Source organism: Pseudomonas gessardii (assembly GCF_001983165.1).
GTDB classification, from domain to species: Bacteria; Pseudomonadota; Gammaproteobacteria; order Pseudomonadales; family Pseudomonadaceae; genus Aquipseudomonas; species Aquipseudomonas gessardii.
Genome location: NZ_MNPU01000001.1, coordinates 87300 through 101469, shown reverse-complemented (window position 1 = coordinate 101469; position 14170 = coordinate 87300). Strand labels below are relative to the sequence as shown.

At 64.2% G+C, this 14170-nt stretch carries 13 protein-coding genes; 7 read left to right on the top strand and 6 right to left on the bottom strand.

Translation table 11 applies throughout. From position 1 onward, the window contains the following. Positions 1 to 2: 2 nt before the first annotated feature. The 5 genes from BLL38_RS31315 to BLL38_RS00460 all read left to right on the top strand — a co-directional run bounded on the left by BLL38_RS31315 (position 3) and on the right by BLL38_RS00460 (position 4923). Positions 3 to 299, top strand: coding sequence for an LLM class oxidoreductase (locus BLL38_RS31315; protein ID WP_242627583.1), 297 nt, complete (start codon positions 3 to 5; stop codon positions 297 to 299). Beyond that, positions 271 to 1332 (top strand): NtaA/DmoA family FMN-dependent monooxygenase, encoded by a 1062-nt coding sequence (locus tag BLL38_RS00475; protein WP_242627584.1) that lies wholly within the window; start codon positions 271 to 273, stop codon positions 1330 to 1332. Before BLL38_RS31315 ends, BLL38_RS00475 begins: the two co-directional genes overlap by 29 nt. Then, positions 1329 to 2180, top strand: coding sequence for an ABC transporter permease (locus BLL38_RS00470; RefSeq protein ID WP_076960802.1), 852 nt, complete (start codon positions 1329 to 1331; stop codon positions 2178 to 2180). The genes BLL38_RS00475 and BLL38_RS00470 overlap by 4 nt, the downstream gene beginning before the upstream one ends. Next, entirely contained in the window at positions 2177 to 3817 is a 1641-nt protein-coding gene (locus tag BLL38_RS00465) for a dipeptide ABC transporter ATP-binding protein (RefSeq protein ID WP_076960801.1), read from the top strand. Before BLL38_RS00470 ends, BLL38_RS00465 begins: the two co-directional genes overlap by 4 nt. Before the next feature lie 95 nt (positions 3818 to 3912). After that, positions 3913 to 4923 (top strand): aldo/keto reductase, encoded by a 1011-nt coding sequence (locus BLL38_RS00460; RefSeq protein ID WP_076960800.1) that lies wholly within the window; start codon positions 3913 to 3915, stop codon positions 4921 to 4923. A 33-nt stretch (positions 4924 to 4956) separates the two neighbouring features. On the opposite strand, the gene BLL38_RS00455 is transcribed toward BLL38_RS00460, so the two are convergent. Beyond that, positions 4957 to 5433 carry an Lrp/AsnC family transcriptional regulator gene (locus BLL38_RS00455; RefSeq protein ID WP_076960799.1) on the bottom strand — a complete coding sequence of 159 codons (477 nt, stop codon included), beginning with the start codon at positions 5431 to 5433 and terminating at the stop codon, positions 4957 to 4959. 132 nt (positions 5434 to 5565) lie between these two features. On the opposite strand from BLL38_RS00455, the gene rarD reads away from it, so the two are divergent. Then, positions 5566 to 6447 carry an EamA family transporter RarD gene (gene rarD, locus BLL38_RS00450; RefSeq protein WP_076961130.1) on the top strand — a complete coding sequence of 294 codons (882 nt, stop codon included), beginning with the start codon at positions 5566 to 5568 and terminating at the stop codon, positions 6445 to 6447. Between the two features lie 41 nt (positions 6448 to 6488). Here the strand turns inward: rarD and hppD are convergent, their stop codons facing one another. Next, on the bottom strand, positions 6489 to 7565 hold the full coding sequence (gene hppD / locus BLL38_RS00445; RefSeq protein ID WP_076960798.1) for a 4-hydroxyphenylpyruvate dioxygenase: 1077 nt from the start codon (positions 7563 to 7565) through the stop codon (positions 6489 to 6491). A 269-nt stretch (positions 7566 to 7834) separates the two neighbouring features. Continuing rightward, positions 7835 to 8764 carry a DMT family transporter gene (locus BLL38_RS00440; RefSeq protein WP_076960797.1) on the bottom strand — a complete coding sequence of 310 codons (930 nt, stop codon included), beginning with the start codon at positions 8762 to 8764 and terminating at the stop codon, positions 7835 to 7837. A gap of 78 nt (positions 8765 to 8842) precedes the next feature. On the opposite strand from BLL38_RS00440, the gene BLL38_RS00435 reads away from it, so the two are divergent. Next, a complete protein-coding gene (locus BLL38_RS00435; RefSeq protein WP_076960796.1) occupies positions 8843 to 9715 on the top strand; it encodes a LysR family transcriptional regulator in 873 nt (290 codons plus the stop codon). A gap of 9 nt (positions 9716 to 9724) precedes the next feature. Here the strand turns inward: BLL38_RS00435 and BLL38_RS00430 are convergent, their stop codons facing one another. Genes BLL38_RS00430 through BLL38_RS00420 form a run of 3 tightly spaced genes read right to left on the bottom strand, consistent with a single transcriptional unit; the run spans position 9725 to position 14147 of the window. After that, positions 9725 to 10447 (bottom strand): fimbrial biogenesis chaperone, encoded by a 723-nt coding sequence (locus BLL38_RS00430; protein WP_083743014.1) that lies wholly within the window; start codon positions 10445 to 10447, stop codon positions 9725 to 9727. Further along, positions 10444 to 11508, bottom strand: a complete 1065-nt coding sequence (locus tag BLL38_RS00425) for a fimbrial protein (RefSeq protein ID WP_076960795.1) — start codon at positions 11506 to 11508, stop codon at positions 10444 to 10446. Before BLL38_RS00425 ends, BLL38_RS00430 begins: the two co-directional genes overlap by 4 nt. After that, complete coding sequence (locus tag BLL38_RS00420; protein WP_090413040.1) at positions 11505 to 14147, bottom strand: fimbria/pilus outer membrane usher protein; 2643 nt, start codon at positions 14145 to 14147, stop codon at positions 11505 to 11507. Before BLL38_RS00420 ends, BLL38_RS00425 begins: the two co-directional genes overlap by 4 nt. Positions 14148 to 14170 lie beyond the last annotated feature (23 nt).

Genomic DNA, 14170 nt, shown 5'->3' with positions numbered 1-14170 from the left:
GCATGAAAAAGCATATGAGCATTGGCATGAACATCCTCGGTTTCGGCGCCCACGCGGCGGCCTGGCGGGTCGGCGAAGTACCGGCCAATGCCTACCTGGATGTGGAGTACTACCGCACTATCGCGCGTATTGCCGAACGGGGCTGCCTGGATGCGATCTTCCTCGCCGACGGCCCGGCCCTGGTAGGCGATGTGGCCACGCAACCGCTGGGCCGCCTGGAACCGACTATCCTGCTGACCGCCGTGGCCCTGGCCACACAGCGCATCGGGGGTGATCGCCACCGCCTCCAGCACCTATAACGACCCCTACAACCTGGCGCGGCGCTTTGCCTCCCTGGACCATATCAGCGGCGGCCGCGCCGCCTGGAATGTGGTGACCAACGCCACCGACGCCGCCGCGCAGAATTTCGGCCTGGCCAACCAGTTGCAGCACGAACAGCGCTATGCCCGCGCCGAAGAGTTTATCGACATCGCGTGCAAGCTCTGGGACAGCTGGGAGGACGACGCCGTCATCGGCGATGCCGTCAACGGGCGCTATGCCCACCCCGGCAAGATCCACCCCCAGGACTTTGTCGGCCAGCACTTTTCCATCAAGGGCCCGCTGAACCTGCCGCGCTCGCCCCAGGGCCGGCCGGTGCTGGTGCAGGCGGGCTCGTCGGAGGGCGGCAAGGCCCTGGGTTCGCGCTATGCCGATGCGATTTTCACCACCCAGACCAGCCTGGAAGATGGCCAGCACTTCTACCGCGACATGAAACAACGCGCCCAGCAATGGGGACGCAACCCCGAGCACCTGAAAATCATGCCGGGCCTGTCCACGGTGATCGGCAGCAGCGAGGCCGAAGCCCAGGCGCGCTTTGATCAACTCAATGCCTACCACGGCGAACAGGGCCTGATTCAGCAAGTGGCTGCGCGGATTGGCATCCCCGCCGAGGAGCTGGCGCTGGATGCGCCGCTGCCGTGGGCGCGGATCGGTGAGATCGGCACCTATGAGAAAGGCTCCCAGGGGTTTCTCGAAGCTCAACTCAACCTGGCCCGCCGCGAAGGCCTGACCGTGCGCGAACTGTCGCGGCGCATCCTGGTCGGCCATCGCTTGCTGGTGGGCACCCCGGAACATGTGGCCGACACCCTCGAACACTGGTTCCTCGCGGGCGCCGCCGATGGCTTCAACATCATGCCGGACATGTTTCCTTCAGGGGTCGAGGTGTTTGTCGATGAAGTGGTGCCGCTGCTGCGCAAGCGCGGGGTATTTCGCCATGAGTACAGTGGCAGCACGTTGCGTGAGCACCTGGGGTTGCCGTACCCGCAGAGTCAGTATGCGAGGAGCCGGGCATGAGCACCTATGCAGCTCCCTGGCACTTTACCCTTGCCTTGCCGAACACCTTTCGCCCCGGCCTGTCACTGGCCTGGCTGTTCGTGCTCGGCTTGCTGATCGCGGCGCTCGTGCCGCACTGGCTGACCAGTACCGACCCACTGGCCGCCGCCGCCCGCAACGCCTACCTGCCGCCCGGCAGCAGCCACTGGCTGGGCACCGATGAAAACGGCCGCGATGTACTTGCCCGCTTGATCCACGGGGTGCGGCCTTCACTGTTGATGGGCCTGGTGTCCACGGCCATCGGCCTGGGCGCCGGGATCCTCCTCGGCCTGGCGGCCGGGCTGGGGCCGCGCCTGGTGGATGGCGCGATCATGCGCTTGATCGATGTGCTGCTGGCCTTTCCCGACTTGCTGCTGGCCCTGGTAATCATCACGTTCTGGGGGCAGGGCCTGTGGATCACCCTGATCGCGGTGGGCGTGGCAAGCATCCCGCGTTTTGCACGGATGGTGCGCGCGCAGACCCTGGTGGTGCGCGATGCCCCCTACGTCGAAGCCGCCACCACCCTCGGTCGGCATCGCGCCGCCGTGGTGTTGCGGCATGTGCTGCCCAATGCGATCAAGCCGATCCTGATCCTCGCCACCATCGGTATCGGCCATAACATCATCACCGGCGCGGCGTTGAGCTTTCTCGGCTTTGGCGCCTCACCGCCCGCGCCGGAATGGGGTTCGATGCTCGCCATGGGCCGCAACTACCTGGCCAATGCCTGGTGGCTGGTGGCCTGGCCGAGTGTGGCGATCATCCTGACGGTGGTGTCGATCACCGCCATTGGCCGGGACTGGCTGGCGCGCAGCGAGGGTAAATCCCGATGAGTCCGTTAGTGGATGTACAAGACCTGCGGGTGCAGTTTGGCCACACAGCGATTATCAAGGGCATCTCGTTCAGCCTGGCTGCCGGTGAATGCCTGGCGCTGGTGGGCGAGTCCGGCTCGGGCAAGACCGTCACCTCACGCACCCTCAGCGGCCTGAGCGGCGCCGGCTCGCGGGTGCAGGCCGAGCGCCTGGCGTTTGCCGGCACCGACCTGCGCCAACTGGACGACCGCGCCTGGCAGACCCTGCGCGGTGCGCAGATCGGCTGTGTGATGCAGGACGCCCTTGGTTCCCTCGACCCGCTGCGCCCGGTAGGCCAGGAAATTGCCGAACCGCTGCGCCTGCACACGGCGCTGGACCGCCATGGGCGCCAGGCGCGGGTGATCGAGTTGCTACGCGCGGTCGGCGTGCCGCAGCCTGAGTTGCGCGCCTTGCAGTACCCCCATCAACTGTCGGGCGGCCTGCGCCAGCGCGCACTGATTGCCTCGGCGATTGCCGCCGGCCCGCGCCTGTTGATTGCCGATGAGCCGACCACGGCGCTGGACGCCACGGTGCAGGCCCAGGTCCTGGCCCTGCTGGAGTCCCTGCGCTCCCAGGCCATGGCGATGCTGGTGGTCAGCCATGACCTGGCGGTGGTGTCGCGCCTGGCCGACCGGGTGGCGGTGATGCATCACGGGGTGATTGTCGAGCAGGGTCCGGTGGAGGCGATCCTGCATGACCCGCAGCATCCCTACACCCAGTCGCTACTGCGTGCCGGGCGTGCGGTGCATTTCCAGCGCCCGGCCCTGGCGGTGCCGAAAGTGGCCAGCGTCGAGCGCTTCGACCTGCCGCTGATCGAGGCGCGCAACCTGCAAAAAACCTTTATCGGCCCCGACGGCCAGCCCCATGTCGCGGTGCACAACGCCAGCTTCAGCCTGCGGGCCGGGGAAACCCTGGGGATTGTCGGCGAGTCCGGCAGCGGCAAGACCACCCTTACCCGCATGCTGCTGGGCCTGGAGCGCCCGGACGCCGGCGATGTGTGGCTCAACGGCCGGCCCTGGAGCGCGCTGAGTGCGCCACAACGCCGCCAACTGCGCCAGCGTATCCAGGTGGTGTTCCAGGACCCGCAAAGTTCGTTCGACCCACGCTACACCGTGGCCCGCGTGCTTGACGAGGCGCTGCACGTCGCCGGCCTGCCGCGCCGGGAATGGCCGGCGCGCACCCTGGAGTTGCTGGAGTTGGTGCGCCTGGATGCCAGCGTGCTCAACCGCCGCCCCCTGGAACTTTCCGGCGGCCAGCGCCAACGCATCGCCATTGCCCGCGCCCTGGCGCCCAACCCCCAGGTGCTGGTGTGCGACGAGCCGGTGTCAGCCCTGGATGTGTCGGTACAGGCGCAGATCCTCGCGCTGCTGGCCGACCTCAAGTCACGCCTGAAACTGGCCTGCCTGTTCATTTCCCACGACCTGGGGGTGATCAACCAGGTCAGCGAGCGGGTGCTGGTGATGAAGGACGGCGAAGTGGTGGAAAGCGGCCCTGTGCGCGAGGTGTTTGACCATCCCCAGCATGCCTACACCCGCGCCCTGCTCGATGCTATCCCGCAGATCGACCGCCCGGCCCCGGCGCCCGCACACCACTTCATTACTTACGCCATTGCCATATAAGGATGGTCATGCGCTCTTTGTCCGTGCCAGAGCTGTTCTAGCGCCTTGCTCTCTGGTATTGCATAGCAACTGTCCGCGCTTTTGAGGAACTCACCATGATTTACCGCACACTGGGCCAGTCCGGGCTCAAGGTCAGCGCACTGACCCTGGGCACCATGATGTTTGGCGAACAGACCCACACCGAAGACTCGCTGCGCATCATCGACAAGGCCTGGGACCAGGGCATCAACTTTATCGACACCGCCGATGTCTACACCGGCGGGCGCTCGGAAGAGATTGTCGGCGAAGCCATCAGCCGCCATCGCGCCGACTGGGTCGTGGCCTCCAAAGTCGGCTTCGGCCCGCCGGACGGCCTGCCCAACCGCAGCGGCCTGAACCGCAAGCGCCTGTTCAACGCGCTGGAAGCCAGCCTCACCCGGCTCGACACCGACTACCTGGACATCTACTACCTGCACCGCGAAGACCACGACACCCCACTGGAGGTCACGGTTTCGGCGATCGGCGACCTGATCCGCCAGGGCAAGATCCGTTACTGGGGGCTGTCCAACTACCGCGGCTGGCGCATCGCCGAAGTGGTGCGCGTGGCCGAACGCCTGGGGGTCGACCGGCCAATCATCAGCCAGCCGCTGTACAACATCGTCAACCGCCAGGCCGAGGTGGAACAGATCACCGCCGCAGCCGCCTATGGCCTGGGCGTGGTGCCCTACAGCCCGCTGGCCCGTGGCGTGCTCAGTGGCAAGTACGCGCCGGACATCGCCCCCGAAGCCGGCAGCCGCGCCGCACGCCAGGACAAACGCATCCTGGAAACCGAATGGCGCGTGGAGTCGCTGCGCATTGCCCAGCAGATCCAGCAGTACACTCAGGGGCGTGGCGTGGGGATTGTGGAGTTTGCGATTGCCTGGGTTTTGAACAACCAGGCGGTCAGCTCGGCGATTGTCGGGCCGCGCACCGAAGCGCAGTGGGACGCCTATACCGGCGCGCTCGGTGTGAAGATCAGTGCTGAGGATGAGGCGTTTATTGACTCACTGGTGACACCGGGGCATGCGTCGACAGCGGGGTTCAATGATGTGGGGCACTTTGTCTCCGGGCGCCTTCACCGCACCTGAGCCCCCGTGGGAGCTGGTTTGCCTGCTCCCACATCAACCCAGCGGCACATCCAGGCTGACCTTGACCCGGTCCATCACCACAATGCTGCGAAACCACTTGATATTGCGGTTCTCGTAGAACAGCGTGCGGGCCAGGGTTTCGTAGGCCTTCATGGTTTCCACCACGATCACCAGCATGAAATCCGCATCGCCGGTGACGTAGTAGCACTGCTGCACTTCAGGGATCGACATCTGCGCCTTGAGCACGTCGAGGTCTTCGATATGGGTGCGTTCGGCGTGCACCTCCACCAGGATAGTGATCGGTTTGCCCACCGCCTCCTGATTGACCACCGCCGTATTCGCGCTGATCGCCCCGCCCTGCTGCATGCGCTTGATGCGCCGCTGTACGGCGGCGGTCGACAGGTTGACCTGTTCGCCAATCACCCGCAGTGCGGTGGTGTTGTCACGCTGTAGGTGCTTGAGAATCGCGCGGTCGAAATCATCCAGGGGCGGCTGGGGGCTGGCGGGCATGCTGGAGAACCTTGGGCGTGAGAAAATTTCCCATAAGATGCCGTAAAACAGAGCAAACGTCTCACCTCAAAAGCAATATATTCCCACCTGAAATGCCCCCTCTTTTGTTTGAATCGGTTTGGCGAGGACTGTGTGTCTAAAGGTGTTGTTTTATCGGTAGCGGCCTCGGTGTTGTTTGCCGTGATGTATTACTTCACATCACTGCTTGCACCCTTGAGCGGCCTGGAGATTTTTGGTTGGCGCATGTTGCTGACCGTGCCGTGCATGACGGTGTTCATGGTGGTCAGTGGTGAGTGGCGCCAAGTGTGGGAATTGTTGCAATTGCTCGCGGGCAAGCCCCGGCTGATCGGTGGGATTGTGCTGTCGTCGGTGCTGCTAGGGGTGCAATTGTGGCTGTTTATGTGGGCGCCGCTCAATGGCCGCAGCCTGGATGTGTCCCTGGGCTACTTCCTGCTGCCGCTGACCATGGTCCTCACCGGGCGCCTGGTGTATGGCGAAAGGCTCTCGCGGCTGCAACTGATCGCGGTGGTGTTTGCGGCGATTGGCGTGCTCAACGAGCTGTACCAGGTGGGCGGTTTTTCCTGGGCGACGCTGCTGGTGATCATCGGCTACCCGATCTACTTCGTGCTGCGCAAACGCCTGGCGACCGACCACCTGGGCGGCCTGTGGCTGGACATGGCGCTGATGCTGCCGGTGGCCCTGTGGTTTGTGCAAAGTGGCGAACAGGGCTTCGCCGTGCTGGATGCACACAAAGGGTTATATGGCTTGATCCCGATGCTCGGGCTGATCAGTGCTTCGGCGCTGGTGTGCTACATCATCGCCAGCCGGCTGTTGGCGTTCAGCCTGTTCGGCCTGCTCAGCTATGTGGAGCCGGTGCTGTTGCTGGGGGTGGCCTTGCTGCTGGGAGAAAGCATCGGGCCGGGTGAGTGGCTGACCTACATCCCGATCTGGCTGGCCGTGATGGTGCTGGTGTTCGAGGGGTTCAAGCACCTGGTGCGTCAACGCCGGGCTTGAGGGTACAGGAGCCGGCCAGCCGGCTCCTGTAGGGTGCGGGATCAGTCGGTGGTCAACACACCACGACGGACCTGGTCACGCTCGATGGACTCGAACAGGGCCTTGAAGTTGCCTTCGCCGAAGCCGTCATCCCCCTTGCGCTGGATAAACTCGAAGAACACCGGGCCCATCAGGGTTTCCGAGAAGATCTGCAGCAGCAGGCGCTTGTCGCCGGCCACGGACGAACCGTCCAGCAAAATACCCCGCGTCTGCAACTGCTCCACCGGCTCACCGTGGTTTGGCAGGCGGCCTTCGAGCATTTCGTAGTAGGTGTCGGGCGGCGCCGTCATAAAGCGCATGCCGATCTTCTTCAACGCGTCCCAGGTCTTGATCAGGTCGTCGGTGAGGAAGGCCACGTGCTGGATGCCTTCGCCATTGAACTGCATCAGGAACTCTTCGATCTGGCCCGCGCCCTTGGACGACTCTTCGTTCAACGGGATGCGGATCATGCCATCCGGGGCGCTCATGGCCTTGGAGGTCAGGCCGGTGTATTCGCCCTTGATGTCGAAGTAACGCGCTTCACGGAAGTTGAACAGCTTCTCGTAGAAGTTGGCCCAATAGGCCATGCGCCCGCGGTAGACGTTGTGGGTCAGGTGGTCGATGACCTTCAGGCCGGCGCCCACCGGGTTGCGGTCCACGCCTTCGATAAACACGAAGTCGATATCGTAGATCGAGTTGCCTTCGCCGAAACGGTCGATCAGGTACAGCGGCGAGCCGCCGATGCCCTTGATGGCCGGCAGGTTCAGTTCCATCGGGCCGGTTTCGATATGGATCGGCTGGGCGCCGAGTTCCAGGGCACGGGTGTAGGCCTGCTGCGAATCCTTGACGCGGAACGCCATGCCACACACCGACGGACCGTGCTCGGCGGCAAAGTACGAAGCGATGCTGTGGGGTTCGTTGTTGAGGATCAGGTTGATCGCGCCCTGGCGGTACAGGTGCACGTTTTTCGAGCGGTGGCTCGCAACCTTGGTGAAGCCCATGATCTCGAAGATCGGCTCCAGGGTGCCCGGGGTCGGCGATGCGAATTCGATAAATTCAAAGCCCATCAGGCCCATTGGGTTTTCGTATAGATCTGCCATGATTTGGCGCCTCATCATCTTTTTAGAATTAAGTAAATTAATTGCCAGCAAGGATGAGGTAGGCCGGTGGCGCACAGGAAATGCCCCGCACGCTGCGGGCGAGGAAGTCACCGTAGATGAGTTGGAACCCGAGTAGCTTCATGGTTGGATCGGTCTCTTACGGGCGTCTCTGGCGGACGAGGCCTGCATGGAAACAGGCGCTTATTCTTGTATGCGTAAATTGATTCTACACAGCGTAAACCACTTTGTCCGTATTCCTTATCAAATCCCTATGCCCGGGCGGGCGCAAGGGGTTTGTTGCACAGGTAGATGCCCAGCAGGATCAGCACCGCGCCGCCGAACATCGGCGTGTTGAGTTGCTCGCCCAGCAACAACGCGCCACAGACCACTGCCGTCAGTGGGTTGAGGGCAATAAACACCCCGGCCCGGGTCGCCCCGATACGCCGGATGCCGTCGTAATAACCGATGTAGGCCAGGGCCGAGCCCAGGACCCCGAGGTAAAGCAGGCCCAGCAGATGGGGCCAGTGGATGGCCCCCAGCGCCTGCACCGTCAGCCTGCCCGTCACCACGGTGGCGAGGCACAGCATCAAGGTGCCCAGCAGCACCGACCAGGTCACCGTCTGCAAGGGGCCAAGGCTGTGGTTCAACTCACGGGAACCCAGGGAATACACGCCCCAACTCAGCACACAGCCGAAAATCAACAGGTCGCCGACCCATGCATCCGCCCTGCCCTGCAACAGCCACGGGTCGCGGCTGACAATCACGCCCGCAGCGCCAGCCAGGCACAGGACGATCCCCAGCAGCTTGCTGCGCCCCAGCCGCTCCTTGTACAGCCAACATGACGCCAGGCCGATCACCGCCGGGTTGAGGGCCACGATCAGCGAGGCGCGTGAAGCGTTGATAAAGTGCAGGCCATAGAAGAAACACAGGTTGTAGAAAAAGATCCCGAAAAACCCCAGCAGCAGCAACCGCGCCATCTGCGCAGGTGCGGGACAGGCCAGGGGGATACGCGCAAAGGCCATGAACAGCAGCAATGCCAGGCTGGCCAGGACAAAGCGCAGGCTCGCCGTCAGCAACGGATCCAGGTCCGCCGCGAGGAATCGGCCGGCAACAAAAGTACCGCCCCAGAGCATGGTCACGGCCGCCAGCTTGGCGTAGGTCAGGCGGTCGCCGGCAAGTACAAGGGTTGAGCTGGGCATAAGGATCCTGAGTATTGAAGAGGCGGTTTGGCGTATTCTTTTCCTAATGCCCAGTCATCGTAAAATGAGTAAAACCTCATGACCCTCACCCAATTGGAAATCTTCTCGCTGGTGGCGCAACTGCACGGGTTCACCAGCGCTGCCCAGCGCCTGGGCATCAGCCAGTCAGCGGTGTCCCACGCCATCAAGTCGCTGGAGCAGGAACTGGGGGTGGAACTGTTCCGCCGCCAGCAGTCACCGGTCGAACTCAGTGATATCGGCCAGCAACTGCTGCTGCGCGCGCGGGCGATGCTCGGGCTGGCCAACACCTTGCAACAGGAAGCGGCCGATGCCCGGGGCATGAAAAGCGGGACCTTGCGCATCGGCTCCTTCGGGCCAACCGCATCCATTCGCCTGTTGCCCAGGATCCTCGACCCCTTTCGCCAGGCCCATCCGGGAATCGAAGTGCATGTGGACGAAGGCCCCGACCGCCAGGTACTGCAGTGGCTCGATGAGCGGCGCATTGACGTGGGCTTTGTGGTGTTGGAACAGGAACGCTTCGACACGGTTGCGCTGTTCGAGGACCAGATGGTCGCCCTGCTGCCCCCAGGCCATGCCCTCGCCCACCAGGCCAGCGTGACACTCAAGGAGCTGTGTCACGACCCGTTTATCCTGACCGAGGCGGGCTCTTCGGAGTTGGTGGAGCGGTTATTCCACAGCGCCCGGCTCAAGCCCAACGTGCGCTACCGCTGCTCGCAACTGCTCAGCACCCTGGACACCGTCAGCCGGGGCGCAGGCGTGAGTGTGGTGGCCCAGGCGTCGCTGCCGCAGGACAGCCCGCCGCGCTACGTGCAACGGCCATTATCGCCCAACGTGCCACGGCAGATCGGCTTGGCGGTGCTGGACCGTCGCCAGTCCTCGCCGGCGACCCTGGCGTTTATCCAGATGGCGCAGCAACTCTCCCCTTTATAAAACCAACGCCTACTGGGGGCTGAGCGGCGCTTCATGGTTGCGGGCGTGGCCGTGATCGTCCAGGGTAGTGAAATGCACCCGCGCCTCGCCCGGCCCACTGCCCGGCGCCCCATGCAGGGTCACGATAGCGCTGGATCGGGGAGCCAGCATGGGCGGGTCATCATTGCGGTACTGACGCCCTTCAATCCCCAGTACAACGCTGGCCAGGCTCACATGATAGGCACTGGGGTTTTGCACCTGCAGGGTGACGTCCTTGAGCACACGCCACTGCAGGCCCTGGGCGGCGGCCTCCGCCCGCCCTGGCGACAGCGGCGGACGCAGGAACAGTTTGATCCGGCTGCGGAAGGCGAGCTGCAACGCATGGCTCGTGTTCGCTGCGGGCCGGATACCCAGCACGTTGAGCCAATACACCTGCTCCACATCCGACTGCGCCGCCGCCCCATGGTAGGCCACTCGCAACGCCTGGCCTTGGCCGGCGTCCATGCGCAGGATCGGCGGGGTCACCGTGAACGGTACGTCACTGTCTTCAGGGCGGGCCCGGGGATCGCCCGCATCAATCCACACCTGCACCAGCCGTGGGCTGTCCGCCTCATTTGTCAGGTTGACCGTGACCTGCTCCGAGCTGGCCGGGTAAATGATACGGGTCCGGTCAATCACGATTTCACCCCGTGCGCCCCACACCAGGCCTATACCCAGTATTGCCAGCGCCAGACGCATCCAGGCGCTGCTCATCGGTAGCTCAAGGTAAAGGTAGCCAGGCCATTGGCCGTGCCAGGGCGTACGGCGGGTTCGGTCTGGATGTAGCGGGCCGTCAGCGGAATCAGGAAACTGCCATTGCCCGTGCTGCCGGCCTGCCACTGGTTGGGGTTGCCGATGGCGTTGGCGTCCGCGCCATAGCTCACTACGGTGCTGCCGTGGAGCAGTTGCAAGGCGATGCCGGAGGCGGTGGAATCCCCGGTCAGGGTCAGACGGTCACTGCGGTTGGCCGGCTGGGTCTGGTCGGTCACCGTCACCAGCACATCCTGCTGGCCCCCTGTCCCGCCCGCGCACTGCAGTTGAATATCGCGGGTGGCGCTGCCGGCGATACTGCCCACTCCCCCCCTGAACTCGGTCACGGCCACAGGGCCCAGATTGATCGGGACCGAGGGCGTGGCGACCGAGCAGGTGGGTTTCAGGGGTGGCCCGACAGCGATCGTGCCGAAGGTAAATAAATGCGCCGCATTGAAATCGGGGTGAACCCTGAACTGCGCGAACGGCCGCGAGAATATCGGCCCACCCTGGACCGCGCCGGTCACGAAGAACACCACGCGCACGCGTACGCCCCAGATGGCAAGGCCAGGGCGCATCGGCCCGCGCAGGTTCGAGATGCCCTGGTTGATAAACTTCCACTCCCCGCCGTCACGGTCCTGTGCCATCACGCCAAATCCCACGCCTGGCGTGCCCGTGGCAAAAATCGGCAGCGATAACCCGGAATGGCCAAAGTACTTGCCGGTAAAACCCATGTTATTGGGCACGCTCATGTACGACCAATGATCAGAAAGAACGCCAACCCCGTAGGAGCAACTCAGGGCGTTGGGGGAGTCGAGCACATACCCCTGGGGGTTGCCCAACACCTGCCCCATCTGCGGGTTGGCCGGCACACTGATGGGCTCAATGGAAAGCACCACGGGAGGCGCCGGGCTACACCGGGCATTGGCTTGTACGTCGCATGCCGACACCACGCCGACGATCATCAACGTTGCCAGCAGCGCACAGCGCTTGGATACGTGGCCAGGCCGGGTCGTCGGGTTCATCGCGCCGTGACCTCCCGACCGGGTGCCATGCCCACGCATTGGCCCTGCAACAGATCGGCCCGGGCCTGGCGTCGGGCCGCCTGGGGCGGTAAGCGGTAGTGGATATAACAACGGTCGGCGGCCGTCTCGCTCCATTTGACGGTGAGCGTACCGCGATCGGCGATCCCCCTGACAAACGCTTTACTGGCCTGGCCAATGACCCCGACTTCGCCACCCTGCTCATCGAACACCTGGGCGGCGAATGGCAGCGGCTGGCCGTTTTCCCGCAGGGCCTTGACCACCACCGCACGGCCGGCCACCGTGGCGAACCGCAGGCGCGCCAACGCCCCGGAGGTGGGCACAATACGTTGCGTCGTCTCCTGCAGCTCTACGTCATAAGCGCTGCCCGCAGGATCGACCCCCACGGTATTGGGCTGGAATGCCCTGAGCGAAGGCACCACGGCATAGCCCTGGCGATCCACCCGCAGGTGGTTGCCATTGCTCAAGCGTGCGCCCTGCGCATGGGGGACATGTACCAGGGCGGCGGCTTCGCCAAGGTAGTGAGAGAACGTCAGGCCCTCTTCGTGGAGCACCATCCCACCGTCGGCGCTGAACGACCATTGGCTGCTGTCCTGGCTCTGGCCATAGCCTAGCCGCAGGGCCGCCGTGCTGGCGTTGTACCCGGCATACCCGTTGAAACTGCCCTGGGCGGCCCCTGGGGTTGCAGCGCGGCTGCCGGTGAGGCCGTAGTTGAGCGTCGCGTCGTCATCGAGCATGCCGCTGATGCCGACTTGCTGCTGGCTGCCGCGGCTGTCACCGGTACTGCGGCTGAGGCTGCTGCTCAGGCTGGGGGCGCGTGCGCTACTGCCCACGGGCATGGACAATGTGACCATCAGGCGGTTATCGACTTGACCGGCGTTGTGTGAGCGGGCAAAGAAGAGCGAATCGCTGTCCTCCTGGTGGCTGGCCGCGTGGGCCGCTTCGACCCGCGAGCGCTGTGCGCTGAGGTTCCAGTTGAGTGTGCGCCAGGTCGCGCCGTAACTCAGATTGAAGGCGGTTTCCTGGCTCAGGCGCGGGCCCCAATATTGGGTAGAGCTGACATAGAACCCCAGCGTGCCCTGCCCCAGTTGCTGGCTGACGGTAAGGTCGACACGCTGCTTTTGCCGGGCGTAAATGCTCGCGTTCTGGCCTTGGCGGCCCAACTGGCGCACGTTGATGGCATCTGTCAGGTTCAGGTAGCCCTGCGTGGAAAAACGATAAGCACCCAAGACCAGGTGAGTCCCCGATTGCGCCAGGTGTTTGTTGTAGCCCACCCCTATATTCTGCCCCGACAGCTCTCCACTCCCTGGCACCTGCGTGCGCGAAGTCGTAGTGTCCAGGGAAAATGCGCCCACGCCTGTATTCAGGGCCAACCCGGTTTTGCCCTGGGCGTAGCCCTGGGAAACACTGGCGCCGCCATACAGCGTCAGATCGTCCAGCACACCCTGCTGCAGGGTGCCCTGGAACGCCAGGGGCGCCTGGCCCTCCACGCCCTGTTGACGGACCTCGCCGAGCGCCAGGCTGTAGCGGCTCGCGCCATGGCGCAGCAGCTGCGGCGCCACCGAGAAAGGCACGCTGTAGCTGTATTGGCGGCCATCGACCTCCCGCACCGTGACCCTCAGGTCGCCGCCACCTGTGGGGTACAAGTCAGTGATGACAAAGGGCCCGGGCGCCACTGTAGTCTCGTAGATCGTATAGCCGTCCTGGCTGACCGTGACCGTGGCATTGCTGTCGGCGATGCCCCGCACCGCCGGGGCATAGCCTTGTTGCGATGGCGCAAGCATTTGCTCATCGGTGCCCAGGCTGATCCCCCGCATGCGAGCGCTTTCCAGGATCTGGCCACTGCTGAAGCTGTCGCCCAGAGTCAGGCGCGAATGCCAGGCACCCAGGCTGCGCTGCACGTAGGTCGCGGTATTCTGATAGCGCTCGGCACCGCGCCTGGAATCCCAGGACTGCGCGCCTTGGTGACGCAGGCGCCAACTGCCCAGGTTGATGCCACTGTTAAGCCCCAGGTACCCACGGTCTGCACCGCTGCCCGCCGTCATGGTCGAGGCGCTGAAGTTGTAGCTGAGCAAACCGGCATCGATCCCCTCATCCCACTGGGACGGATCGACGCCATCACGGGCCGCCGGCGTCAGGTACACCTGTGGCACGCTGAGGGCCAATTGCAGGGCACCGGGATCAACGGTGCTGGAGGCCATGGGGATCCATTGCGCCAAGTCCCCGCACATTGGGCCGGGGGCCACGGGCAGGCCAGCCGGCCGGTCGCCGTCGACCTTGTCCTGGGCCACGCCCAGGCGGGCCAGTAGCGGCCAGTCCAGGCAAGGGACCACAGCGTCCTGGCCGGGCAGCCCGATGAAATCCAGGGCATGGCGCCCGGCCGGCTGGCCATTGACCAACACATCGACGCGATACTTGCCGGGAGCCAGGCTATCGTGGCGGTTGAACCGGGAAATATCGACACCCGGTGCAAGGCCACTGGAAAAGGCTTCCAGGTCGAAGGTCACCGACGACGCCAACGCCTCGGGGCAAAAAAACGCCGTAACGATCTGGCTGGCAGCCACAAGGCCGGGAAGGTACAGGGCTGGCAGGGGGAAATACCTGCGCATCCAGATTTGCATGTAAAAAAACATAAGTCAGGTTT

Bases quoted from the DNA above. Each gene is read 5' to 3' on its own strand.
- BLL38_RS00470 (WP_076960802.1), top strand. From the start codon at position 1,329: ATGAGCACCTATGCAGCTCCCTGGCACTTTACCCTTGCCTTGCCGAAC.
- BLL38_RS00460 (WP_076960800.1), top strand. From the start codon at position 3,913: ATGATTTACCGCACACTGGGCCAGTCCGGGCTCAAGGTCAGCGCACTG.
- BLL38_RS00425 (WP_076960795.1), bottom strand. From the start codon at position 11,508: ATGAACCCGACGACCCGGCCTGGCCACGTATCCAAGCGCTGTGCGCTG.
- BLL38_RS00430 (WP_083743014.1), bottom strand. From the start codon at position 10,447: ATGAGCAGCGCCTGGATGCGTCTGGCGCTGGCAATACTGGGTATAGGC.
- BLL38_RS00420 (WP_090413040.1), bottom strand. From the start codon at position 14,147: ATGCAAATCTGGATGCGCAGGTATTTCCCCCTGCCAGCCCTGTACCTT.
- BLL38_RS00435 (WP_076960796.1), top strand. From the start codon at position 8,843: ATGACCCTCACCCAATTGGAAATCTTCTCGCTGGTGGCGCAACTGCAC.
- BLL38_RS00465 (WP_076960801.1), top strand. From the start codon at position 2,177: ATGAGTCCGTTAGTGGATGTACAAGACCTGCGGGTGCAGTTTGGCCAC.
- BLL38_RS00440 (WP_076960797.1), bottom strand. From the start codon at position 8,764: ATGCCCAGCTCAACCCTTGTACTTGCCGGCGACCGCCTGACCTACGCC.
- BLL38_RS00455 (WP_076960799.1), bottom strand. From the start codon at position 5,433: ATGCCCGCCAGCCCCCAGCCGCCCCTGGATGATTTCGACCGCGCGATT.
- hppD (WP_076960798.1), bottom strand. From the start codon at position 7,565: ATGGCAGATCTATACGAAAACCCAATGGGCCTGATGGGCTTTGAATTT.
- BLL38_RS31315 (WP_242627583.1), top strand. From the start codon at position 3: ATGAAAAAGCATATGAGCATTGGCATGAACATCCTCGGTTTCGGCGCC.